The sequence below is a fragment of the Micromonospora sp. C95 genome, from assembly GCF_018070465.1.
Lineage (GTDB): Bacteria > Actinomycetota > Actinomycetes > Mycobacteriales > Micromonosporaceae > Micromonospora.
In genome coordinates this window covers 64,490-86,882 of record NZ_JAGPXT010000002.1, presented here as the reverse complement: position 1 = coordinate 86,882, position 22,393 = coordinate 64,490, and the positions used below count along the sequence as shown (strand labels likewise).

General features: G+C 71.5%; 22 protein-coding genes and 1 riboswitch. Of the genes, 14 read left to right on the top strand and 8 right to left on the bottom strand.

Features of this window, described 5'->3' with window-relative positions:
* Positions 1-18: 18 nt before the first annotated feature.
* Positions 19-2,085, bottom strand: coding sequence for a glycogen debranching N-terminal domain-containing protein (locus KBX00_RS02990; RefSeq protein WP_210823003.1), 2,067 nt, complete (start codon positions 2,083-2,085; stop codon positions 19-21).
* Positions 2,082-2,525 carry an SCP2 sterol-binding domain-containing protein gene (locus KBX00_RS02985; protein WP_210823002.1) on the bottom strand — a complete coding sequence of 148 codons (444 nt, stop codon included), beginning with the start codon at positions 2,523-2,525 and terminating at the stop codon, positions 2,082-2,084. The genes KBX00_RS02990 and KBX00_RS02985 overlap by 4 nt, the downstream gene beginning before the upstream one ends.
* 446 nt (positions 2,526-2,971) lie before the next feature.
* Here KBX00_RS02985 and KBX00_RS02980 point away from each other — a divergent pair, with 446 nt between their 5' ends.
* Complete coding sequence (locus KBX00_RS02980) at positions 2,972-3,292, top strand: TraR/DksA family transcriptional regulator (RefSeq protein ID WP_210823001.1); 321 nt, start codon at positions 2,972-2,974, stop codon at positions 3,290-3,292.
* 21 nt (positions 3,293-3,313) lie between these two features.
* Here the strand turns inward: KBX00_RS02980 and KBX00_RS02975 are convergent, their stop codons facing one another.
* The gene (locus tag KBX00_RS02975) at positions 3,314-3,808 is read right to left on the bottom strand and encodes an ATP-binding protein (protein ID WP_210823000.1); all 495 of its coding nucleotides are present in this window, start codon (positions 3,806-3,808) and stop codon (positions 3,314-3,316) included.
* 62 nt (positions 3,809-3,870) lie between these two features.
* Complete coding sequence (locus KBX00_RS02970; RefSeq protein ID WP_210822999.1) at positions 3,871-4,743, bottom strand: SDR family oxidoreductase; 873 nt, start codon at positions 4,741-4,743, stop codon at positions 3,871-3,873.
* A 214-nt stretch (positions 4,744-4,957) separates the two neighbouring features.
* Here KBX00_RS02970 and glpK point away from each other — a divergent pair, with 214 nt between their 5' ends.
* Together glpK and KBX00_RS02960 are read left to right on the top strand one after the other, a co-directional pair.
* Entirely contained in the window at positions 4,958-6,475 is a 1,518-nt protein-coding gene (glpK, locus tag KBX00_RS02965; RefSeq protein ID WP_210822997.1) for a glycerol kinase GlpK, read from the top strand.
* Between the two features lie 140 nt (positions 6,476-6,615).
* Complete coding sequence (locus KBX00_RS02960) at positions 6,616-7,941, top strand: carbohydrate-binding domain-containing protein (protein WP_210822995.1); 1,326 nt, start codon at positions 6,616-6,618, stop codon at positions 7,939-7,941.
* A gap of 21 nt (positions 7,942-7,962) precedes the next feature.
* Here KBX00_RS02960 and KBX00_RS02955 read toward each other — a convergent pair whose 3' ends face one another.
* On the bottom strand, positions 7,963-8,766 hold the full coding sequence (locus KBX00_RS02955; RefSeq protein WP_210822993.1) for a TetR family transcriptional regulator: 804 nt from the start codon (positions 8,764-8,766) through the stop codon (positions 7,963-7,965).
* Positions 8,767-8,864: 98 nt separating this feature from the next.
* Between KBX00_RS02955 and KBX00_RS02950 the strand changes: the two genes are divergently transcribed.
* The 3 genes from KBX00_RS02950 to KBX00_RS02940 all read left to right on the top strand — a co-directional run bounded on the left by KBX00_RS02950 (position 8,865) and on the right by KBX00_RS02940 (position 12,530).
* Positions 8,865-9,785 carry an ABC transporter ATP-binding protein gene (locus tag KBX00_RS02950; RefSeq protein ID WP_210822991.1) on the top strand — a complete coding sequence of 307 codons (921 nt, stop codon included), beginning with the start codon at positions 8,865-8,867 and terminating at the stop codon, positions 9,783-9,785.
* Positions 9,782-11,407 carry an ABC transporter permease gene (locus KBX00_RS02945; RefSeq protein ID WP_210822990.1) on the top strand — a complete coding sequence of 542 codons (1,626 nt, stop codon included), beginning with the start codon at positions 9,782-9,784 and terminating at the stop codon, positions 11,405-11,407. Before KBX00_RS02950 ends, KBX00_RS02945 begins: the two co-directional genes overlap by 4 nt.
* Positions 11,408-11,594: 187 nt before the next feature.
* Positions 11,595-12,530, top strand: coding sequence for an endonuclease domain-containing protein (locus KBX00_RS02940; protein WP_210822988.1), 936 nt, complete (start codon positions 11,595-11,597; stop codon positions 12,528-12,530).
* Between the two features lie 12 nt (positions 12,531-12,542).
* On the opposite strand, the gene KBX00_RS02935 is transcribed toward KBX00_RS02940, so the two are convergent.
* From KBX00_RS02935 to KBX00_RS02925, 3 genes are read right to left on the bottom strand one after another with little or no spacing between them, the layout of a single operon-like run.
* A complete protein-coding gene (locus KBX00_RS02935; RefSeq protein WP_210822986.1) occupies positions 12,543-13,274 on the bottom strand; it encodes an amino acid ABC transporter ATP-binding protein in 732 nt (243 codons plus the stop codon).
* The gene (locus KBX00_RS02930; protein WP_210822985.1) at positions 13,271-14,050 is read right to left on the bottom strand and encodes an amino acid ABC transporter permease; all 780 of its coding nucleotides are present in this window, start codon (positions 14,048-14,050) and stop codon (positions 13,271-13,273) included. The genes KBX00_RS02935 and KBX00_RS02930 overlap by 4 nt, the downstream gene beginning before the upstream one ends.
* 36 nt (positions 14,051-14,086) lie before the next feature.
* Positions 14,087-14,935 (bottom strand): ABC transporter substrate-binding protein, encoded by an 849-nt coding sequence (locus KBX00_RS02925; RefSeq protein WP_210822984.1) that lies wholly within the window; start codon positions 14,933-14,935, stop codon positions 14,087-14,089.
* 262 nt (positions 14,936-15,197) lie between these two features.
* Positions 15,198-15,310: riboswitch (SAM riboswitch) on the bottom strand.
* Between the two features lie 381 nt (positions 15,311-15,691).
* Between KBX00_RS02925 and KBX00_RS02920 the strand changes: the two genes are divergently transcribed.
* The 8 genes from KBX00_RS02920 (at position 15,692) to KBX00_RS02885 (ending at position 22,378) form a co-directional block, all read left to right on the top strand.
* Complete coding sequence (locus KBX00_RS02920) at positions 15,692-15,994, top strand: urease subunit gamma (RefSeq protein WP_164446929.1); 303 nt, start codon at positions 15,692-15,694, stop codon at positions 15,992-15,994.
* A complete protein-coding gene (locus tag KBX00_RS02915) occupies positions 15,991-16,314 on the top strand; it encodes an urease subunit beta (protein WP_210822983.1) in 324 nt (107 codons plus the stop codon). The genes KBX00_RS02920 and KBX00_RS02915 overlap by 4 nt, the downstream gene beginning before the upstream one ends.
* Positions 16,311-18,014 (top strand): urease subunit alpha, encoded by a 1,704-nt coding sequence (locus KBX00_RS02910; protein ID WP_210822977.1) that lies wholly within the window; start codon positions 16,311-16,313, stop codon positions 18,012-18,014. The genes KBX00_RS02915 and KBX00_RS02910 overlap by 4 nt, the downstream gene beginning before the upstream one ends.
* Complete coding sequence (locus KBX00_RS02905; RefSeq protein WP_210822975.1) at positions 18,014-18,697, top strand: urease accessory protein UreF; 684 nt, start codon at positions 18,014-18,016, stop codon at positions 18,695-18,697. The genes KBX00_RS02910 and KBX00_RS02905 overlap by 1 nt, the downstream gene beginning before the upstream one ends.
* Positions 18,687-19,409: an urease accessory protein UreG gene (ureG, locus tag KBX00_RS02900; protein WP_210822973.1), complete on the top strand. Its 723-nt coding sequence runs from the start codon at positions 18,687-18,689 to the stop codon at positions 19,407-19,409. Before KBX00_RS02905 ends, ureG begins: the two co-directional genes overlap by 11 nt.
* Positions 19,409-20,191 (top strand): urease accessory protein UreD, encoded by a 783-nt coding sequence (locus tag KBX00_RS02895; protein ID WP_210822971.1) that lies wholly within the window; start codon positions 19,409-19,411, stop codon positions 20,189-20,191. Before ureG ends, KBX00_RS02895 begins: the two co-directional genes overlap by 1 nt.
* Complete coding sequence (locus KBX00_RS02890; protein ID WP_307867976.1) at positions 20,169-21,134, top strand: maleylpyruvate isomerase N-terminal domain-containing protein; 966 nt, start codon at positions 20,169-20,171, stop codon at positions 21,132-21,134. The genes KBX00_RS02895 and KBX00_RS02890 overlap by 23 nt, the downstream gene beginning before the upstream one ends.
* Positions 21,135-21,355: 221 nt before the next feature.
* Positions 21,356-22,378, top strand: a complete 1,023-nt coding sequence (locus KBX00_RS02885) for a serine hydrolase (RefSeq protein ID WP_210822969.1) — start codon at positions 21,356-21,358, stop codon at positions 22,376-22,378.
* Positions 22,379-22,393: the final 15 nt, after the last annotated feature.

The following is a 22,393-nucleotide window of genomic DNA, read 5'->3' as shown; positions in this document are numbered from 1 at the left end:
CCTCGGCCCGGTCCAGGCTCACCTGTTGCCACTGTGCGCTGCTGGTATGCCCGCCCGGGCGTTGGCGATCGCGTCCTTGCGGCCCCAGCGGCCCGGAATGTTCAACAGTTCGATCCGGCCGAAGCGCGGGGGAATTGCCGGGTGCACCACCAGGTGCTCGCCGTAGGGCTCCAGGCCGAGCAGGCTGCGCAGCAGCAGGAACGTGGCACCGGTCGCGGAGGCCTGCGGGCTGTTCGCCGCCGGGTACGGCACCGGAAACCGGGTCAGCTGGCGGTCGTAGCCGGCGAACGCCTCCGGCATCCGCCCGGCGAAGTGCTGGGACGCCTCGATGACGGACTCCGCGATCTTCCCCGCCTCCTCGGCGAAGCCGTAGTGGCGCAGCCCGGAGGCGATCAGCGAGTTGTCGAACGGCCAGACCGTACCCACGTGAAGACCGAGCGGGTTGTAGCTGGCCTGTTCGGTGGCCAGGGTCCGTACTCCCCAGCCGGAGAAGAGCCGTGGCCCGAGCAGGTGACCGGCGACGGCGGCGGCCCGGGAGTCGTCCACGATGCCACTCCACAGCAGGTGTCCCATGTTCGACGCCAGCGCGTCCACCTGGTCACCGTCGGGGCCGAGCGCCAGCGCGAAATACTCACTCCCGTCGATCCAGAAGTCGCGGTTGAATCGTCGCTTGAGTTCCTCGGCCTGCCGTTCCAGGCGGTCGGCGTACGCCGGGTCGCCCCAGAACTCGCGGGCCAGTCGGGCACCGCGCCGCTTGGCGTCGTACGCGTACCCCTGCAACTCGCAGGTGGCGCGCGGCAGCCCCGGCAGCCGGCCGTCCCGGTAACAGACGGCCTCCGGCGAGTCCTTCCAGCAGTGGTTCTGCGCTCCGCTCGCGTCGTTGCGCGGCTGGTACCAGAGGTAGCCGTCGCCGCGCAGGTCGCCGTACTCGTCGATCCAGTGCAGCGCCGCGCGGGCGGCGTCCTCCAGATCCCGTACCAGCGTGTCGTCGCCGGTCCAGCGCTCGTACTCGTCGAGCAGCACGACGAACAGGGGCGTCACGTCCGCGCCGCCGTAGTAGGGCGACTGGGGACGTTGCTCGAAGGCGGCCATCTCCCCGTACCGGAACTCGTTGAGGATCTTGCCGGGTTCCTCGTCCCGGAAGTCGTCGAGCACCGTGCCCTGGTCGATGGCGAGCAGCCGCAGCGTGGTCGCCGCCATCCGGGGAACGAACGGCAGGGTCTGGTAACAGGTGAGCAGGTTGTCGCGGCCGATGATGGTGGCCGACCAGGGCAACCCGGCGGCGAGCATGGTCTCGTGCGGCAGCGCCAGCGGCGAGAAACGCAGTCCGGCGAGGTCCACCAGCCCTCGCTGGTAGGTCGTGCACAGCGACTCCCAGTCGCAGTGCAGCCGGGGAGCCTCGGCGACCCACTCGCTCAGGTCGTGGCGCAACTCGGTGCCCGCCTTGCCGTGCGAGTGCCGCAGCCGCTCCCGCATGTCCGCACCGTCCGGACGCAGCACCAGCGCCCGCACCTGCAGGGTGGTGCGCCACCGGCCCTGCCGGTCGACCCGGATCCGGAAGGTCAGCCCGTGCTCGTCGAACTCCGCCGGCTCGTTTGTGGAGACGTCGGTGACCCGGTGGAACTTCTCCCGCCGGTAGCCGAGCCGCAGACCGTTCCCCGACACCTCGCGGTAGCCGCGCAGCGCCGACCCGTGCGGCCAGACCACGTCGTAGACCGGTGCGAAGTCGCTGTCCACGTCGATGCGTAGCACGTAGTCGACGGGGCCGTTCGTGTGGTTGAGCACGGTGAGGTGCTCGACGAAGGCGCTGTCGGTGATCCACCGGTCGCGGATCACCGAGACCTTCGCGTCGACGTAGTGGGTCGGATGGCCGGGCACCAGAAAGAATCGGATCTTGTAGTAGCTCGGATCGTGCACGGCCAGCGGGTGCAGCCGCTCGCCGTCGAGCCGCAGCCGCCAGGTGGACAGGAAGCGGCTGTCGAAGGCGAAGAACCCGGACGGATTCGTGGGACTGAAGTCCATGTCGCCGTTGTCCTCGCTCAGCGCGAAGATGTTGCCGTCGAGGATGCGGACCAGTTTCTTCACGGCAACTCCCCATCGCCGGAAGGGGGGACCACTTCTCCAGGCGACGGCTGTCGGCGGTCGGCCGGAGCCCGGTGATTCCGGTGGGCGGCCACCTCGCGCGGGTGACGGGCGTCGGGCGGCGGTGCGAACAGGCGCTCCAGCATGATGACGAGACGGAATTCGCCGTCGGCGGTGAAGTCGTTGCGCAGCCACGCCGGCAGTGGCTTGACCTCTCCGGAGGCCATCCGGAGAAACAGTTGCGCGTCGGCCCAGATCACCGTGTCCACATCCGGTACGTCGTCACGCGACACCGTGATCCGGCCCTGGTCGATGCTGACCAGCCAGTGGTCGACCCGGTCGGGATAGGCCAGGTTGAAGCGCACGGTGCCGGAGACCTGCCGCAGCATCCGCCCCCCACCCTTGGCGAGACCGTCGAAGAAGTCGCGCACCGCCTCCGACATCCCGGCACCTCCTACGGGCCGTGTCCGGCCGACGAGGACTGGTGCCGGGGTGGCCCGAGCCGACGGCGAAGCGCCCGTCAACTCCTCCGCCACCGTCACCTTAGCGGCTTTGATCCGCTCTGGTGCTGGTCTGGGCTGGCTGGCCCACCTTGACGTGGGCCCGGGCGGTTCGACCCGTGCGTCGGATCGGCATTGGTTTCCGGCCGGCCGCCGCCTATGGTGGTCCGATGCGAACCGCCGTGCCGCTCGACCGCGCCGCCGTCCCGATGGCGGCCGGGCTGCGCGCGCCGGGCGCGGCCACCGCGGCGTCCCGGATTCCGGCACCGACCGGCCCCGGCCAGCCGCGTCCCGCCGGTCGCAGCCCTCCGGAAGCCGTGCACAGACACGTGACGGCCAAGGGCGAAGCGCACCGCTTCGGCCCTTTTTCTTTTCCGGAGGGAACCGACATGAGCGAACGGACCGACAGCTACGACCAGCGGTGGCTCACCGAACTCGAAACGACGCTCAGCCACGAGTTCGAGGCCCAGACGGCTCGGCTGACCGAGTTGACGGCCGACACCGGCGATCCGGCGGAGGCGCACACGAACGCCGCGTTGATCGCCGCCACCCGGCAGAGCCTCGACCAGATCGCCGGGGCGCTGCGGCGGCTGACCGCCGGCGGCTACGGCAGTTGCGAGCGGTGCGGAACGGACATCGCCCGGGAACGCCTGGAGATCCTGCCGCACGCGCGGTTCTGCGTGCCGTGCCAGCAGAAGCAGAAGGGCTGACCGGGGTGGACCGGCCGTCGCTTACGGGCGCGGCGGCCGGTCCGTGGCCGCCTCGGGCGACCCGGACGGCTCGACGCGCAGACTGGCGGTGACGGTCGCGGTCAGACCGTCGGGTCGGCGGGTCAGCGTCAGCGCCCCGGTCAGGTGATGGGCGAGCCAGAGACCTCGGCCGCCCGGGGTGTTCGTCGCCGGCAGGTTCACCGGCAGGTCTGCGCCGCGCTCGGGTCCGTGATCGGTGACCTCACAGACGAGCAGGTCGGCTCGCCGGAAGAGGTCGAGTCGCCCACGGCCCCCACCGTGCAGCACGGCGTTGGTGACCAGTTCGTGCACGGCCAGGACGAGATCCTCGGCCACGTCACCGGTGAGGCCGGCGGCCGTCACCCGAGTGGCGAGCAGGTGCCGCAGCGCAGTCACGGTCTGCGCGGTGAACGTCTCGGACAGCAGCGGGGTGGCCTTGCCCCCGCCGGGGGACGGGTCGCGGGAATCCCGGGCGTCCGGCGGGCCGAGGTTGTTCATGCAGGCAGATTACGTCGTCCACGAACATCCGCGACCTTTGCCGAGGGGCAACCATTCGCGCGCTACCGGCCGCCCTCCACCGACGTCCGACCGAAGGACCGGCCCAGGCGGTGTACCTCCGCCTCCATCCGCTCGGTCACCTCCGCCCCGCCGAACCGATCGATCAGCCGGTCGGCGAACCCACTGAGCACCACCGGGCGCAGCGCCTGGACCAGTGCGATGGAGCGTGGCACGTAGACCTTGCGTCGGCGAGCTTCGATGCCACGCAGGAGTGCTTCGGCGCACCGCTCGACACTGACCGTGGTGTTCAGCGGCCAGGGCAGCCTGCGCTGCGCGGTGTGGAACGAGGCGAGGTCGTCGCGGATGTCGCGCACCAGGTCGGTGTCGATCCAGATCGGGTGCGCGGTGCCCACGGTGAGCCCTCGCCGGCGGTTCTCCAGCCGCAGCACGTTGCCGAACTGTTCGACCCCGGCCTTCGACGCGCAGTACGCGGCCATCCCGGGCATGGCGGCGAAGGCCGCCGCCGACGACACGATCAGCACGTGGCCCCGGGCTTCGCGCACGTGCGGCAGCGCCGCGCTGACCGTGCGGACCACCCCGGTCAGGTTCACCTCGATGGTGCGGGCCAGGGCGTCGACCGGGCCGGTGGACACGGTGCCGATGTTGGCGATGCCGGCGTTGGCCACCACCACGTCGATGCCGCCGTAACGCTGCACGGTCGAGGCGACGGCGTCGTCGAGACCCGCCTGGTCGGTGACGTCGCACTCGTACCAGTGTCCGCCGACCTCGGCGGCAACCTGCCGCAACGGCGCCGGTTCCAGGCCCACCAGGGCGACCCGGGCACCCCGGGCGGCGGCCGCCCGGGCCAGTTGGGCGCCGATGCCGCGCGCCGCTCCGGTGATCAGGATGGTCCGGTCGCGTAGATCTAACCGCATGGCTGTGCTCCTGCTCCCGGTCGCCGCCAGCGACGACCCAGTGGTGGTCTGCCGAACGGTACCGGGCATCCGCCGGCCCTCCCACCCGGTGCCGCTGCGCCCGGCAGGCCCGCCCACCGGTCGCCCGCGCCAGCCGTTCGTGGCCAGCGACGCGGAGATCGGGAAGGATCTACCCCGAGGCTGTACCCAGCGAGGACCAGGACAAGGAGAACGCATGGCTGAATTCGTCGGCGCCGTGGATCAGGGCACCACCAGCACCCGATTCATGATCTTCGACCACGGTGGCAACGAGGTCGGCCGCCACCAGCTCGAACACCAGCAGATCCTGCCGCGCGCCGGCTGGGTCGAGCACAATCCGCTGGAGATCTGGGAGCGTACCCAGACGGTGGTGCGTACGGCGCTGAACACGCACAGCCTGGCCGCGGGTGACCTGGCCGCCCTCGGCGTCACCAACCAGCGGGAGACGACGGTGGTGTGGAACCGGCGCACCGGCCGGCCGTACTACAACGCCATCGTCTGGCAGGACACCCGGACCGATCGGATCGCCTCGGCGCTGCAACGTGACGGGCGCGGCGAGATCATTCGGCGTAAGGCCGGCCTCCCACCGGCGACCTACTTCTCCGGCGGCAAGATCCAGTGGATTCTGGAGAACGTCGACGGGGTGCGGGCGGCCGCCGAACGTGGTGAGGCGATCTTCGGCAACACCGACACCTGGTTGCTGTGGCACCTCACCGGTGGTACCGACGGCGGCATCCACGTCACCGACCCCACGAACGCCAGCCGGACCATGCTGATGAACCTGGAGACGCTGGACTGGGACGACGAACTGTTGTCCATCTTCGGCATTCCGCGCGCGATGCTGCCCCGGATCGTTCCGTCGTCCGACCCGGACGCCTACGGCGTCACCCTGCCCAACGGTCCGTTCGCCGGCCCCGTACCGATCACCGGGGACCTGGGCGACCAGCAGGCGGCCACCGTCGGCCAGGTCTGCTTCGCCCCGGGCGAGGCGAAGAACACCTACGGTACGGGCAACTTCCTGCTGTTGAACACCGGATCGGAGATCGTCCGCTCCGAGGCCGGGCTGCTCACCACCGTGTGCTACCAGTTCGCCGGCCAGCCGCCGGTGTACGCGCTCGAAGGTTCCATCGCGGTCACCGGTTCGGCCGTGCAGTGGCTCCGTGACCAGCTGAAGATCATTAGCAGTGCGGCCCAGAGCGAGGACCTCGCCCGCCAGGTCGACGACAACGGGGGGGTCTACTTCGTACCGGCCTTCTCCGGCCTGTTCGCCCCGTACTGGCGTTCCGACGCGCGGGGTGCGATCGTCGGCCTGTCCCGCTACAACACCGACGGGCACATCGCCCGCGCGACCCTGGAGGCCATCTGCTACCAGAGCCGCGACGTGGCCGAGGCCATGGCGCGGGACTCGGGCGTGTCGCTGGAGTGCCTCAAGGTCGACGGTGGGGTGACCGTCAACGACCTCTGCATGCAGTTGCAGGCGGACATCCTCGGGGTGCCGGTGAGTCGGCCCGTGGTCGCCGAGACCACCGCCCTCGGCGCGGCCTACGCCGCCGGACTGGCCGTCGGATTCTGGCGGAACACCGACGAACTGCGGGAGAACTGGAACGAGAGCCGGCGCTGGCAGCCGTCCTGGTCGCCCGAACAGCGGGCCACCGGTTACGCGGGCTGGCGCAAAGCGGTGCAACGCACGCTCGACTGGGTTGACGTCGGCTGACCGAACCGCCGCGTCGCTTGTCACGTTTCGTCAAAGTAAACGTCACTGCGTGTCGATGTTCTGGTCCGGGAATGCCCGGTCGGTCTGTCTTAGCATCCCGATGTCCGGCAGCTGCCGGAGGTGGCACAGGGAGGGCATCCATGCGGATCACGCGCGCGATCCTGGCGGTGGTGGTCGTCCTGTCGGCCGGCGTACCAGCCGGCGCGGCACCCGCGGCGTCGCCGTTCACCGTGGTCAACGGTTCGATCCAACCGGCCACGGGCACGCCCCGGCCGTCGTCGGGCACCCACGCCACGCTGTGGCACAACGCCAGCTACGCGACGACCCGCGTCCCGGGCGCCGGCCGGCTGGTCGTCGGTGCGATCGGTGACCACTGCGACGGCTGGCCGACGCTACGGGTCAGGGTCGGCGGTGAGCTGGTCGGCGAGGTCACCGTCACCAGCGCCACCGACTACGGCGGCTATCCGGTCGGCGCCGAGTTGCCGGACGGTCCGCACGACGTCCGGATCGAGCTGGTCAACGACCGCTACACCCGCGCGTGCGACCGTAACGCTCACCTGGCGTACGTGCGAACGCAGCCGCCGCCGGCGGTCGACCCGCGCTTCACCTTCGCCGTGGTGCCGGACACCCAGGAGGAGGTGCTCAGCGCCGGCGACACCCGGCTGCGGCAGCGCGTCGACTGGCTGGTCGCCCAGCGCACCACGCTCGACCTGCGCTTCGTCACGCACTCCGGCGACGTGGTCAACTACGACACCCCCAGCCACGTGCAGTACGAACGGGCCCGCACGGCGTTGCGCCCACTGGAGACGGCCGGCCTGCCGTACACCCTCGCCGTGGGCAACCACGACACCCAGGCCGCCGGCCCGGACGGGGAACTGCGCAGTCCCGCCGGACAGTTGCTGCGCGACACGACGGTGTTCAACAGGTACTTCACCGCCGGGCGGTTCGGCGCGGTGGGTGGCCAGTTCGAGGCGGGCAAGGTGGACAACGCCTACGCCACCTACACCGCTGGTGGGGTACGTTGGCTGGTGCTGAGCCTGGAACTGTGGCCGCGCCGGGTGGCGGTCGACTGGGCGAAGGCGGTCGTGGCCGCCCATCCCCGGCACAACGTCGTGATCGTCACCCATCATTACCTGGAGAGCGACGCCTCGATCGGTCGGTCGGCCGGCTACGGTTCGACCAGCCCGCAGTACGTCTTCGACAATCTCGTGAGACGGTACCCGAACATCCGGTTCGTCTTCTCCGGCCACACCGGCACGGCGGCGTCCCGGGTGGACACCGGAGTGCACGGCAACCGGGTCTACTCCTTCCTGCAGACGTTCCACTCCCGCCGGACCAACCCGGTGCGGTTGGTGGAGATCGACACGGCGGCCAACTCGCTGCGTACCTGGATCTACGCGCCGCACACCGACGAGGCGTTCCCGGCGTACGAGCGCACGTACACCGGGCTCGGGCTGGTGCGGTGACCTGTCGACCAGGTCGCAAAACTATCTTGTAACTGTCTCGTTATCCCGGTCGGCTTCGAGGTGGCGGTAGACGGTGGCGCGCGAGACACCGAACTCGGCGGCGATCTCGTCGGCCGAGTGGGTGCCCGCCAGATGCATCCGGCGGGCGGCGCGCACCTGCTCCGGGCTCATCGCACGGGGGCGGCCCGGCCGCCGCCGACCCACCCGCCCGGGCGGCGCGGCGCCGGCGGCTGGGTCGGTCGCCGTCGTGGTGCGGGCGACTGGCGGCTGGTCACCGGGTGGCGTCTCACCCAACAGTCGGCGGACGCCGTCCAGCATGTCCGCCCGCAGTACCGACGCGGGAACGTCGATCATGAACACCACCGGGTCGCTGCACATGGCGATGGCCTGGACCGCCCGGACCCGGTCCCGTCGTTCGGCGTTCGGTCCGGCGACGATCTGGTTGGCCCGCATGGCGATCTGCACCAGCCGGTGGTAGGTGCTGCCCCGGTCGACGAGCGCGAGGTCGTGGAAGAGCATGCCGAGTGGGCCACGATGCGCGAGCATGGTGTCCACCCAGCCCTCCAGCAGCGTCCACCTCGCCTGCCGGCCGGGCAGTGGCCCGGCGCTGTCCAGCAGCGCCTCCAGATCCCGGATCAACGGCTCGGCCAGCGCGGCGAGCAGATGCGCCTTACTGGGAAAGTGGTAGAGGATGGCGGCCTTGGTCAGCCGCAACCGTTCGGCGATCTGCCGCAGCGAGGTGCGTTGGTAGCCCTGCTCGGCGAAGAGGTCCAGCGCGGCGCGCAGGATCCGGCTGCGGGTGCCGTCGGTCTCCGTGCAGGTCATGACGCTAAGCGTAATCGCACCTGACCGCCGGACGGTGGCGGTGCACGCATCCCTTACCATCGGTCAGTGGCAGACACCGGTAACGACGGGAGGCGTCCATGTCCGTGATCGCCATCGAGAACCTCGTCAAGACCTTCGGCGGCGTACGCGCGCTCGACGGGCTCGACCTGACGGTGGAACCGGGGGAGGTGCACGGCTTCCTCGGGCCCAACGGCTCGGGCAAGTCCACCACCATCCGGATCCTGCTCGGCCTGCTGCGCCGCGACTCCGGGCAGGTCCGCATTCTCGACGGCGACCCGTGGCGTGACGCCGTCGCGTTGCACCGGCGACTGGCGTACGTGCCGGGTGACGTCAACCTCTGGCCCAACCTCTCCGGCGGAGAGGCGATCGACCTGTTCGGTGCGTTGCGCGGCGGGCTGGACCCGCGTCGCCGCGACGACCTGCTGCGCCGCTTCGACCTGGACCCGACGAAGAAGTGCCGCACCTACTCGAAGGGCAACCGGCAGAAGGTCGCGATCGTCGCCGCCTTCGCCTCCGACGTCGAGCTGTACGTGCTGGACGAGCCCACCTCCGGACTCGACCCACTGATGGAGGCGGTGTTCCAGGAGGAGGTCCGGCAACTCACCGAGGCCGGCGCGAGCGTCCTGCTCTCCAGCCACGTGCTGGCCGAGGTCGAGGCGCTCTGCGACCGGGTCAGCATCATCCGGGAGGGCCGGATCGTCGAGTCCGGCACGCTGTCCGAGCTGCGGCACCTGGCGCGTACCACCGTCACCGTCGAGACCGGACGTCCGGTGACCGGTCTGTCGGAGCTGCCCGGCGTGCACGAGGTGCGTCCCGTCGACGGTCGCGTCCGCCTGGAGGTCGAGCCCGAGCACCTCGACACGCTCCTGACCCATCTGGTCCGCTTCGAGGTCCGCGCGTTGACCAGCACACCGCCCACCCTGGAGGAACTCTTCCTGCGGCACTACGGCGAGACCATCGAGGGGGACCGGCAGACGCCGACCGGAGGCGCCCGATGAGCGCCTTCACCGGCACCGGTCGGCTCACCCGACTCGCCCTGCGTCGGGACCGCATCCGCCTGGCCATCTGGACGCTCGGCAGCCCGCTGATCGGCTACGCCCTCGCCGAGAGCGTGGCCAGCATCTACCCCGACGAGCAGAACCGCATCGGGTACGCCGAGGTGGCCAACACCAGCGTCGTCGCCCGCGCCTTCAACGGCCCGATCGCCAGCACCGATCTCGGTGCCGTGGTGGTCACCGAGACGTACCTCACCCTGGCCGTGCTCGCCGCGCTGCTGAGCACCTTCGCCGTGGTCCGGCACACCCGGCAGAACGAGGAGACCGGCCGCGCCGAGCTGCTCGGTGCCGCCGCCGTCGGCCGGTACGCACTGCTCACCGCGGCCCTGGTCGTCGTGGTCGGCGCCAACGTGCTGGCCGGGGCGCTGCTAGCGCTCGCCTTCGTCGGTGCCGGCCTGCCGGTTGCCGGCTCGGTGGCCGCCGCCGCGGCGATCGTCGGCATCGGCCTCGCCTTCACCGGCGTGGCCGCCGTCACCGCCCAGCTCTCGGTGACCTCCCGGGGCGCCAACGCGCTCGCCTCGGCCACGGTCGGGGTGGCGTTCCTGCTGCGGGCCACGGGTGACGTGCTCGGTCAGCCCGCCGCCGACGGGGTGCGCCTGGACAGCGCCTGGCCGACCTGGTTGTCGCCGCTGGGCTGGGGCACCCAGATTCGCGCCTTCGACGACGAGCGGTGGTGGGTTCTCACGCTGCCGGTCGCCCTGCTGGTCGCCGGGGTCGCCGGGGCGTACGCGCTGGCCGAACGGCGCGACCTCGGCGCCGGCCTGCTCGCCGCCCGCCGCGGGCCGGCCCGCGCCGCCGCCGGACTGCTCAGCCCGGCCGGGCTGACCTGGCGGCTGCACCGGGGCGCGCTGACCGGCTGGGCGGTCGCGGTCGCGGTGCTCGGCCTCGCCATGGGTCTGGCCGGCAACGAGGTCGACGACATGATCGCCGACAATCCGGCCGCCGCCGAGGCGATCGCCCAACTCGGCGGCGGGGCCGAACTGGTCGACGCCTTCCTGGCCGCGATGCTCGGGCTGTTCGCCCTGACCATCGGGGCGTACGTGGTGCAGGCCCTGCTGCGGGTACGCGGCGACGAGTCCGACGGCATCCTCGAACCGCTGCTCGCCACCGCCGTCAGCCGCACCCGGTGGTTGAGCACCCAGGTGGTCGGTTCCGTGCTCGGTGCGCTGGCGCTGATGCTGCTGGCCGGTGCCACCACCGGCCTCGGGTACGGGCTGGCGGTCGGTGACCCGGTCGGTTGGACCGTCGACCTGACCGGAGCCGCGCTGCTGTGGCTGCCGGCCCTGCTCGTCGGCGCCGGGGTGGTGACCGCCCTGTTCGGCGCGCTGCCGCGCTGGTCGGTCGCGTCGAGCTGGGCGGTGCTGATCGTGTTCCTGTTGCTCGGTCAGCTGGGTGCCGCGCTGGACCTGCCGCAGGCGGTGCTGAACCTCTCCCCGTACACCCACGTGCCGTCGGTGCCCGCCGTCGACGTCAGAGTCCTGCCCCTGGTGCTCCTCACCGCCGTAGCCACCGCCCTGCTCGCAACCGGCCTCACCACCTTCCGCCACCGCGACACCCCCACCTGACGCGGCCTGAGCCGGCCTTGATCGTTTGCAGTCGAGTGACTCGACACGCCGTTACCACTGTCACTCGACTGCAAACAATCAAGGACCCGTACCACACTCGGCACTGGGACGACGCGTTGTGCACAGCTTGGTGCGGTGTCCACAGGGGGCTGCGGGGTCGGCGTGGCTCGGGGCAGGCTCGGTTGCCGTGGATGGCGTGCTCCGATCGCTCGTCGAGGCTGGTGGCGGTGTGGTGACCCGCGCTCGGGCACTCGAGGTGCTACCGCCATGGGCGTTGCGGCGGGCGTACCGCAGTGGCTGGCTGCGTCGCGTCCTGCCGGCGGTCTACGTCGACGCCTCGCTGCTCGCCGGCCCGGATTCGACAAACCTGCTCGCACGGGCGACACCCGAGGTCGCCCGGCGGGCGGCGCTCGCCTACGCCGACGGCCGGGCGGCCTTGAGCGCGCTCACCGCGCTTGACGTGTACGGCCTTCGGCCTCAGCCGGCGGGTGAGCCTGTGTACCTCGACATGCCGGCTGGTACCGGGCTGCGGAGCAGGGAAAGTCTGGTGGTGCGGCACCGCACAGCATTCGCGGCGGAACCACCTCACGTCGTGGTGCGACGGGGTGTGCCGGTCGTTCGGCTGGAGGAGGCGCTGGTGCGTTCGTGGTCACTGTTGCCCGAGGAGGGGCGGATCGGGCCGGTCGTCCGGGCGGTGAACGACCGGATGACCACCGCGTACCGGCTCCGGGTCGCGCTCGCGCCGAAGCTGACCGGGCGGGCGGCGCTGTCCGTACTCATCGACCGGCTCGACGCCGGCTGCCGCAGCCCGCTGGAGATCTGGGGTCACGACCGGGTCTTCACCGGCCCGGGAATGCCCGCGCTGAGGCGACAGGTGCGGGTCCGGGTGGGAAAGCGAACCATGTACCTGGATCTGTTCGCTGAGCAGGAGCGGGTCAACATCGAGGTGGACGGTGCCGCCTCGCACGGCGATCCCCGTCAGCGCGAGATCGACCTGCGGCGCGACGCGCTACTCGCCACGGTCGGCATCCTGGTGGTCAGGTTCAGCCACCGCCGTCTCGTCCGGGAGCCCGACGAGGTGCGCCGGGAGACCCTCGCGATACTCGCCCGTCGCCGCTCCTGAGCGACAAGAGCCTCACAGCACCTGGGACAGGAAGCGGCGTAGCCGAGGGTGTTGCGGCGACTCGAAGACGGCGGCCGGCTCGCCGGCCTCCAGCACGATCCCGGTGTCCATGAAGGCGACGGTGTCGGCGACCTGGCGGGCGAAGCCCATCTCGTGGGTGACGACCACCATGGTCATGCCCTGGGCGGACAGCTCCGCCATCAGCGCCAGCACCCCCTTCACCAGTTCCGGGTCGAGCGCCGAGGTGGCCTCGTCGAAGAGCATCACCTGCGGCCGCATGGCCAGTGCCCGGGCGATGGCGACCCGTTGCTGCTGCCCGCCGGACAGGTGCGCCGGCCGGGCGTCGGCCTTCGCGGCGAGGCCGACCCGGTCGAGTTCGGCCCGGGCCCGGTCCACCGCCTCGTCCTCGCCGAGCTTGCCGATACGGCGCAACGGCAGGGTGATGTTGCGCAGCACGCTCATGTGCGGGAAGAGGTTGAACTGTTGGAACACCATGCCGATCCGCTGCCGCAGGGCGTCCGGGTCGTCGCGCAGCACGCTGAGCCCGTCCAGCAGCACGTCGCCACGGTCCGGTTCGAGGAGCCGGTTGACGGTGCGCAGCAGCGTGGACTTGCCCGACCCGGACGGGCCGATCACGCACGCGGTGCCGCCGCGTGCCACGTCCAGGTCCACCCCGCGCAGCACCCGGTGGCTGCCGAAGGCCAGGTGGACGTCGCGCAGGCTCAGACTGACCGAGGTGTTCATCGTTGGTTGCCTCCGGCGGCGCCGGGCAGCGCCAGGTCCAGGTCGTCGGGGTCGTCGGTGGGTACTGCCGCCGGCCGGCCGTGTCGCAGCCGCCGGTCGATCCAGTTGACGACGTGCGTCAGCGGCACGGTCAGTGCGAGGTAGAACAGCCCGGCCAGCAGCAGCGCCGACTGGTTGCCGGTGTTCGCGGCGTAGTCCTGCCCGATCCGGAACAGCTCCCGTTGGCTGGCCAGCAGGCCGAGGAAGTAGACCAGGCTGGAGTCCTTGATCAGGGCGATGAGCTGGTTCACCCAGGCCGGCAGGATCCGCCGGATGCCCTGCGGGATGATCACTCTGCGCATCGCCTCGCGCCAGGAGAAGCCCAACGCACGGGCCGCCTCCAACTGGGTGGCCTCCACCGACTGGATGCCCGAGCGGAAGATCTCCCCGAGGTACGCCGAGGCGATCAGCGACAGCGCCAGGATCCCCAGCGGGTACGGGTTGGGGCCCCACACCTGCATGCCCAGTGGGGCCAGCCCCACCCCGATCAGCAGGATCGTCGCCGCCGCCGGCAGGCCCCGGAACACGTCGGTGTACACCCGCGCCGGCCACCGCAGCCAGCGGGTACGCGATATCCCCGCCACCGCCAGCAGGATGCCCAGCGCCGAGCCGAGCAGGGCGGCGGTGACCGCCAGGATGAGCGTGTTGGGCAACCCGACGGTGAGCATCTCGGGTAGCGCCTCGCGCATCGACTCCCAGTCGAAGAACGTCTCCCACAGGGTGCGCAACGGATCCACGGTCAACCTCCGCCCTGCTCGCTCGTCGTCCTGTCGTCAGGAGCCGGCCGGTGCCGACACGTCTCCGCTGCCCGGGGTGAAGTCGGCCGGGATCGGCCGGCCCGGGTAGTACTGCTCCTGCAACCGGGTCCAGGTGCCGTCGGCGATCAGCTCGTCGAGCGCCCGGTTCAGCGCCTCGCGCAGCGCGTCGTTGCCCTTGGCGAAGGCGTACGCGGTCGGGGCCGGGCTGAGTTCCTTCGCCGCCACCGCGATCTTGCCGCCGCTGTCCGCCGCGGTCTTCTCACCGATCTCGGCGGGGGCGATCCACGCGTCCGCGGTACCGGCCTTGAGCTGGTTGATCGCGCCGCTGTAGTCGGGCACGCGGACCGGGTCCAGGTCCTTGTTCGTGGCGTAATCGTCCTGGACGGTGCCCTGCACGACCACCACCCGCTTGCCGGGCAACTCGTCGAAGCTGCGCAACGTCGACCCGGCGGGCACGTCGAGCCCGAAGTAGCCGAAGTCGTACCCGTTGCCGAAGTCCACGGTCTTCTTGCGCGCCTCGGTGATGGTGATCGAGGAGCTACCGACGTCGAACTTGCGGTTGCCGACCTGAGCGAGCAGGGCGGAGAAATCGGTGCCCACGAACTCGACCTTCAGGCCGAGCTTGTCGGCGGCGGCAACCAGCAGGTCGTTGTCGAAGCCGGTGAACTTTCCGTCCTTGAGGTAGACGTTCGGCGGGGCGTCGGTCAGCGTGCCGGCGCGCAGCACGCCCGGCTGCGACAGGCCGTACGGGTTGTCGGCCGCGCTGCCGGCGGAGTCCGAGCCGCAGGCGGTGAGGGTGGCGGCACCGAGGATCGCGGCGACACCGACGGCGGCGGCGCGGGTCAGGGCGGAAGGGAATCGCACAGGTGTCTCCTGGTTGAGCTGCGGCGGGCACGGACGTGCCACACCGACGGTCCGCCTGGGCGGACCGCTGGGATGGGATCGATGACAGAGCGGGACGGACCCGGTCAGGGGTCCGGTGACCGGGTGGCGACGCGGTCAGCTACACGCGGCGCTGCACACCCGCATCATGTCGACGTGCCGACGCCGGGTCAGGCCCGGGCGGGCCACAGGTCGATCGCGGTACGACATGGTGCTCCTCAAGGTCGTGATGACCTGGGAACCCAGGCCACGCTTGCACCGGTGGTTGCACCGACGCCTGGTCCTCACCCGGGGCACCCCTGCGCGGACGAGGGTTGCCGGCCAGCAAGCCGGGGCTTCGCGCTGGCACTCATGACCTGCCGCCGACGCTACCAGCCCCCGCCCGCCCAACGCCCACCCGCTATGACCACCCTCACTCTCCCCCTCACTCTCACCCCGAGCCAGGTTGATCATGAGGTTGGCGGCAAAGTCGATCTCCGCGACTGCCGCCAACCTCATGATCAACGAATGCGAGGTTGCTCGGGAAGCGCGTGATCCCTTACGGTCTGCTCAGCGGTGGGCGGTGCGGTCCGCATCCGATGACACCGCCGGTGGTCCGTCATGTGGGCCGGGAGGGTGGAACTCCCAGGTCCGAAGCGCGTGACGGTCGGGCGGCGGGCGAAACCCGAACCGTGCGGCGGCGCGTCGAGGCGCCGGGCCGGCGGTGGACGGGGCGCGGACATCCACCCGGGAGCACCCGTGTATCTCACCCCCCACGAGCAGGACCGCCTGCTCGTCCACGTGGCGGCCGACGTCGCCCGGCGGCGCCGCGAGCGCGGCCTGCGCCTCAACTATCCGGAAGCCGTCGCGGTGATCACCGCCTTCCTGCTCGAAGGGGCGCGTGACGGTGCGTCCGTGGTCGACCTGATGGCCGCCGGCCGCACCGTGCTCAGCCGCGACGACGTGCAGGACGGCATCCCCGAGTTGCTGAGGGAGGTGCAGGTGGAGGCGACGTTCCCGGACGGCACCAAACTGGTGACGGTGCACCACCCGATCCCGTGATCCCGGGGGAGATCCTGCCGGCCGACGGCCCGGTGGAGATCAACGCCGGGCGCCCGGTGACCACGCTGCTGGTGGTCAACACCGGCGATCGGCCGGTGCAGGTCGGCTCGCACTACCACTTCGCGGAGGCCAACCCGGCGCTGGACTTCGACCGGGACGCCGCCTGGGGGCAGCGGCTCGCGGTACCGGCCGGCACCTCGGTGCGGTTCGAGCCGGGGGTGAGCCGCCGGGTGGACCTGGTGCCGCTGGGTGGCGCACGGATCGTGCCGGGACTGCGCGGCGAGTGCGCCGGAGCACTGGACGAAGGACGGAACGCATGAGCAGCGTGGAAAGGGACCGCTACGTCGCCCTGTACGGGCCGAGCACAGGCGACCGGATCAGGCTGGCCGACACCAACCTGCTTATCGAGATCGAGCAGGACCATTGTGCCGGTGGTGACGAGGCGGTCTTCGGTGGTGGCAAGGTCATCCGGGAGTCGATGGGGCAGTCCCGCGCCACGCGCGCCGATGGTGCCCTGGACACCGTCATCACCGGCGCGGTCGTCCTCGACCACTGGGGCGTGGTGAAGGCCGACGTCGGGTTGCGGGACGGGCGAATCGTGGCGCTGGGCCGCGCCGGCAACCCGGACACCATGGACGGTGTCCACCCGGACCTGGTCATCGGCCCGGCGACCGAGGTGATAGCCGGCAACGGCCGAATCCTCACCGCCGGCGCGGTCGACACCCATGTGCACTTGATCTGCCCGCAGTCGGTCGCCGAGGCCCTCGCCAGCGGGGTCACCACGCTTGTCGGCGGCGGCACCGGACCGTCCGAGGGCACCCGGGCCACCACCGTCACCCCGAACGCCTGGCACCTGGCCCGGATGCACGAGGCCCTGGACACCTTCCCGGTCAACGTGCTGCTGCTCGGCAAGGGCAACACCGTCTCGGAGGAGGCGTTGTGGGAGCAGCTGCGGGCCGGTGCCGGCGGGTTCAAGCTGCACGAGGACTGGGGCACCACGCCGGCGGCGATCGACGCCTGCCTGCGTGTCGCGGACGCCTCCGGCGTGCAGGTCTCCATCCACACCGACACCCTGAACGAGGCCGGGTTCGTCGCCGACACGCTGCGCGCCATCGGCGGACGGGCGATCCACTCGTACCACACCGAGGGGGCCGGTGGCGGGCACGCGCCGGACATCATCACCGTCGCCGGTGAGCCGAACGTGCTGCCGTCGTCGACCAACCCGACCCGCCCGTACACTCGCAACACCCTCGCCGAGCACCTGGACATGCTGATGGTCTGCCACCATCTCAACCCGACGGTGCCGGAGGACCTGGCGTTCGCCGAGAGCCGCATCCGGCCGTCCACGATGGCCGCCGAGGACCTGCTGCACGACCTCGGGGCGATCTCCATCATCGGCTCCGACGCGCAGGCGATGGGCCGGATCGGGGAGGTCGTGCTGCGGACCTGGCAGAGCGCGCACGTGATGAAGGCCCGGGTGGGCGCCCTGCCCGGCGACGGGGCCGCCGACAACCACCGGGCCCGCCGGTACGTCGCGAAGTACACCATCTGCGCGGCGATGGCCAACGGTCTGGACCACGAGATCGGGTCGGTGGAGCCGGGTAAGCTCGCCGACCTGGTGCTGTGGGAGCCGGCGTTCTTCGGCGTACGACCGCACCTGGTCATCAAGGGCGGCATGATCGCGTACGCGCAGATGGGTGACGCGAACGCCTCGATCCCCACGCCGCAGCCGATGCTGCCCCGGCCGATGTTCGGGGCGTACGGCGTCGCGGCCGCCGCCACCAGCCTGGCGTTCGTCGCGCCCGCGGCGTTGGAGGCCGGGCTGCGGCTGGACGTGCGGCGCCGGGTGGTGCCGGTGACCGACGTACGTTCGCGCGGCAAGGCCGACCTGCCGGAGAACGGCGCGCTGCCGCGCATCGAGGTCGACCCGGACACCTTCACGGTCCGGATCGACGGCGTGGTGGTGGAGCCGGATCCGGTTGCCGAACTGCCCATGGCCCAGCGGTACTTCCTGTTCTGATGACCACCCCGACGATGCTGCTGCTCCTCGCCGACGGGCGGTTCCCGGCCGGTGCGCACGCGCACTCGGCCGGGCTGGAAGCGGCCGTCGCCGCCGGCCGGGTGACCGACCTGGACACGCTGGGGGAGTACCTGCGGGGTCGGCTTGCCACCGGTGGACTGGTCGCGGCGGCGTTCGCGGCGGCGGCCCGTGGTGCGGCCTGGTCGGCGGGCCGGGCCAACGCGCTGGCCCGACTCGACGCCGAACTGGACGCCCGGACCGCCTCGCCGGCTCAGCGGTCGGTGTCCCGCCGGCAGGGGCGGGCACTGCTGCGGGCCGGTCGCCGGATCTGGCCGGCGGTCACCTTCGACGACCTGCCCGCCACCCCGGACGGTCCACACCAGCCGCTGGTGCTGGGGCTGGTCGGTGCCGCCGCCGGTCTCGATCCGGGGCAGGTGGCCACGGTCGCCGCCCACGCGACGGTGACCGGTGCGGCCAGTGCCGCCGTACGCCTGCTGGGCCTGGACCCGTACCAGGTGCAGGCCCTGCTGGTGCGGCTCGCCGGTGCCTGCGACGCCACCGCGGCGCGGGCGGCGCGGGCCGCCGAGGAACCACCGGAGCGGCTGCCCGCCGCCGCCGCTCCGCTCGCCGACATCCACGCCGAAGCTCACGTCACCTGGGAGGTGCGTCTCTTTGCGTCCTGAATTCGATCACGACGAGTCCGTTCCCCACACCCACCCCGAGCCGGGAGTCGACCCGCACGCCCCGCTGCCCGCCGCCGCGCGGGCACTGCGGGTCGGCATCGGCGGGCCGGTCGGCTCCGGCAAGACCGCCCTGGTCGCGGCGCTGTGCCGGGCGTTCGCCGGTGAACTGCGCCTCGGCGTGGTGACAAACGACATCTACACCACCGAGGACGCCGATTTCCTCAAGCGCGCCGGGGTGCTCGACCCGGCCCGGATCCGGGCGGTGGAAACGGGCTGCTGCCCGCACACCGCCATCCGCGACGACATCGGTGCCAACCTCGACGCCGTCGACGACCTGACCGACGCGCTGGGTCCGCTGGACCTGGTGCTCGTGGAGAGCGGCGGCGACAACCTGACCGCGACGTTCAGCCGGGGCCTGGTAGACCGGCAGATCTTCGTGGTGGACGTGGCTGGCGGGGACAAGGTGCCCCGCAAGGGCGGCCCGGGGGTGACCGCCGCCGACCTGCTGGTCATCAACAAGACCGACCTGGCGCCGATGGTCGGTGCCGACCTGTCCGTGATGGACCGGGACGCCCGCGCCCGCCGGGGCGACCTGCCCACGGTGTTCCAGTCCATCAGCGAGGATCCCCTGGCCACCCGGGTCGCCGGCTGGATCCGGCACGAACTGGCCCACCACCGGGCCGCCCGGGCCATCCCGGCTGGGCAGGCCTGATGCGGGCCACCGCCCGGCTGGTGGCCCGGGCCGACCGGCACGGCCACACCGTCCTGACCGAACTGCGCGGCGAGAGCCCGCTGTTGCTACGTCAGGTATCGGCCCCCGGCGGTGGTGTCACGGTGTACGTCGTCGGCGGTGCGGCCGGGCCGCTGGCCGGCGACGACCTGCGCCTGGACGTCGAGATCGGCCCGGGCGCCGTCGTCCGCGTGCACACGGTCGCCGCCTCCATCGCGCTGCCGGGTCGCCCCGGCGCGGTGTCCCGGATGCTGGTCCGGGCCACCGTCGCCGACCGGGCGGCCCTGTACTGGCTGCCCGAGCAACTGGTCGCGGCGGCCGGCTGCGCGCACGTCGCGGACGCTCAGGTGGACGTCGCCGAAGGCGGCGTCCTGCACTGGCGGGACGAGCTGATCTGCGGCCGACACGGCGAGCGGCCCGGCAACGCCGAGATCAACACCTGGGTCGACCTGGACGGTCGGCCGCTGCTGCGGCAGTCCCTGGCGATCGGGCCGAACGCCCCCGGCTGGGCCGGGCCGGCGGTGCTGGCCGGTGCGCCCGCCACCGGCTCGCTGCTGATCGTGGATCCGGCCAGACCGGCGCAGTCAGCTGCGGTGTGCGGTACGCGGGCCCGACTGCCGCTGGCCGGCGGCCCGGCGACCCTGTGGAGCGCCACCGCGCCGGACGCGCACACCCTGCGGGAGTACCTCGAACCCGATACCGCCCCGGATACCATCGCTGCCTCGGGCGAGGCAGAGGAGCGTGGGGTTGTACGAGTTGGGTGAGGTCGTCGCCGAGCGGCGGATCGCGATGGTTCTTCCTGACGGTGGCATGTCGGAGCTGGTGGTCCGTCTCGGCAGGCCGCACCCCGACCCGTTGCCGGGTGGTGACTGGTGCTGCCCGTTCCAGATCGAAGGGCTGGGCGACGGTGCGGTCGACGCCGCGTTCGGGGTGGACTCCCTGCAGGCGATGCTGCTGGCCGCGTACCGCGTGCGGCTGCTGCTGACCGGACACGCCGAGCAGACCTCGGCTCGCCTGGACTGGCTGGGACAGCCGGACCTTGGCCTGCGCGTCGATCCGGGTCTGGTGCCACCGGACGTCACCACCCGCAACGCCTACCTGGCCGCCGCCGACGTCGCCGCCGTACTGCTGCGTACGCCGGTGCTGGCCGAGCATTGGACGTCGCCGAGCGCCCTGCCGTACTACTCGACCGGCGGGCTGGCCCGGCACCTCGCCAACCAGATCACCCGAACGGCGGAACTGCTCGACGTCGCGCCCGGGCACACCGCGATCGACGTCCTGGCCCACTTCACCGGCAGCGGCTGGGTGACAACCGGCGCCGACGAGGCGGACAACACCGACATCCGCGAGCGGGGTGAACGGGCCGCCGCCGAGACCGACGCCGCTCGACTCGCCGTGGAGGTGGACGGGGCCCTGGCGAAGCTGCGTCGTACGGTGCCGGCACAGCCGCCGTACCGGATCGTCGACCTCGGCGACTGGGGACTGACCGTCGACGACTTTCTGCTGACCCGGTTGCTGGAGCTGGTGGTGCACGCCGACGATCTGGCGGTCAGCCTGGACCTGCCGACACCCGAGATGCCGACGGCCGCCACCGAGCTGACCACTGACCTGCTCACCCGCATCGCCGCCTGGCGGCACGGTCCCCTCGCGGTGGTGCGGGCACTGTCCCGCCGGGAACGGGCCCCGGAGACCATCAGCGCACTCTGAACACTTGATCTGCGCCACCAGCCCGGACGGGTTCTGCTCACGCTCGGTCTCCTCGGCCATCGTCTGCCGGTGGGCCACCCGCGGCGTCCGGCAGGCGGGCCACCCCGGCCGGCTCGCGACAGACCCGGGTGCGGCCAGGCCGGCTGTCCTATGTGGTCATATGGCAGGGTGTGTGGGGTGCTGGTGCTCGTCGGCGCTGGTGGAAACCCTGGGGAGAGTCAATGACCATGCGGATCAGTCGTCGGGCAGCGATCGGGTTCGGTGCGGCAGCGGTGACGGTGGCGGCAACGCCGTCCGGCGCGGTGGCCGCTCCGGGGGACGGCACCATAGCGGCCGACGGCGGGATGTCGCCGCGAGAGGTGATCCGCCGGACGTACCGGCGGCAGAAGGCCCGGGCGGGCGGGGTGTGGCGCTCGCACGTCGCGATGGTGGACGAATCCGGCGCCCTGCGTACCGTGCTCGACGACGACGCCGACCGGGTGACGCACGGGTACAGCGTGCAGAAGCTGGCGGTCGCGGTGGCGGTCATGGACAAGATCGACCGCGGTGAGCTGCGACTGGACCAGCGGCTCGACCTGACCGCCGACATCATCCTCGGCGGCAGCGGGATCTACTTCCTCCAGACGGTCTGGGGAGACGAGGTCACCGTGGCGAACTTCCTCACCGCGATGCTGCTCGTCTCCGACAACACGGCGGTGCGGATGTGCGGCCGGGTGGTGCCGGCACTGGAGATCAACGAGATCCTCGCGGCCAAGGGTTTCACGCACACCCGGGTCGAGCCGGTGGCCAACCCGAACCGCTTCTTCCTCGGCGTCACCACCCCGCGCGAGACTCATGACCTGCTGTGGCGGCTGGCCGACAAGACCCTGCTCTCGGCCCGGTCGAGCGACTTCCTGCTCGGCATCCTGCGCTGGATCAACGGTTACCACGACGGGATCCGCCGCGACATGTCCTCGGCGGAGCGCAGCCGGGTCGCCACCAAGTACGGCGCGGACTACGACTCCTCGGGGGCGGCGCGTCACGAGGTCGGGATCATGTTCGACGCGACCGGTGCGCCCACCCTGATGTACGCCTTCTTCGCCGACTCCCTCGGCGAACTCGACAACTACGGCGGCACCCACCCGGCCGTACGCGCCCACGCGGCCCTCGGCCGGACCATGTTCGACACCATCGCCCGCACCGCCAACCCCGCCCCCCGCGCCCGCCACACCGTCCCGCAGTTCCGCCCCGTCAACGGCGGCTGACCGCCCATCGGCCCC

Excerpts from the sequence above, each read along its gene's own strand:
- KBX00_RS02910 (WP_210822977.1), top strand. The coding sequence starts at position 16,311 with ATGAGCAGCGTGGAAAGGGACCGCTACGTCGCCCTGTACGGGCCGAGC.
- KBX00_RS02950 (WP_210822991.1), top strand. The coding sequence starts at position 8,865 with ATGTCCGTGATCGCCATCGAGAACCTCGTCAAGACCTTCGGCGGCGTA.
- KBX00_RS02975 (WP_210823000.1), bottom strand. The coding sequence starts at position 3,808 with ATGAACAACCTCGGCCCGCCGGACGCCCGGGATTCCCGCGACCCGTCC.
- KBX00_RS02985 (WP_210823002.1), bottom strand. The coding sequence starts at position 2,525 with ATGTCGGAGGCGGTGCGCGACTTCTTCGACGGTCTCGCCAAGGGTGGG.
- KBX00_RS02895 (WP_210822971.1), top strand. The coding sequence starts at position 19,409 with ATGCGGGCCACCGCCCGGCTGGTGGCCCGGGCCGACCGGCACGGCCAC.
- glpK (WP_210822997.1), top strand. The coding sequence starts at position 4,958 with ATGGCTGAATTCGTCGGCGCCGTGGATCAGGGCACCACCAGCACCCGA.
- KBX00_RS02960 (WP_210822995.1), top strand. The coding sequence starts at position 6,616 with ATGCGGATCACGCGCGCGATCCTGGCGGTGGTGGTCGTCCTGTCGGCC.
- KBX00_RS02945 (WP_210822990.1), top strand. The coding sequence starts at position 9,782 with ATGAGCGCCTTCACCGGCACCGGTCGGCTCACCCGACTCGCCCTGCGT.
- KBX00_RS02905 (WP_210822975.1), top strand. The coding sequence starts at position 18,014 with ATGACCACCCCGACGATGCTGCTGCTCCTCGCCGACGGGCGGTTCCCG.
- KBX00_RS02980 (WP_210823001.1), top strand. The coding sequence starts at position 2,972 with ATGAGCGAACGGACCGACAGCTACGACCAGCGGTGGCTCACCGAACTC.
- KBX00_RS02955 (WP_210822993.1), bottom strand. The coding sequence starts at position 8,766 with ATGACCTGCACGGAGACCGACGGCACCCGCAGCCGGATCCTGCGCGCC.
- KBX00_RS02935 (WP_210822986.1), bottom strand. The coding sequence starts at position 13,274 with ATGAACACCTCGGTCAGTCTGAGCCTGCGCGACGTCCACCTGGCCTTC.
- KBX00_RS02970 (WP_210822999.1), bottom strand. The coding sequence starts at position 4,743 with ATGCGGTTAGATCTACGCGACCGGACCATCCTGATCACCGGAGCGGCG.
- KBX00_RS02885 (WP_210822969.1), top strand. The coding sequence starts at position 21,356 with ATGACCATGCGGATCAGTCGTCGGGCAGCGATCGGGTTCGGTGCGGCA.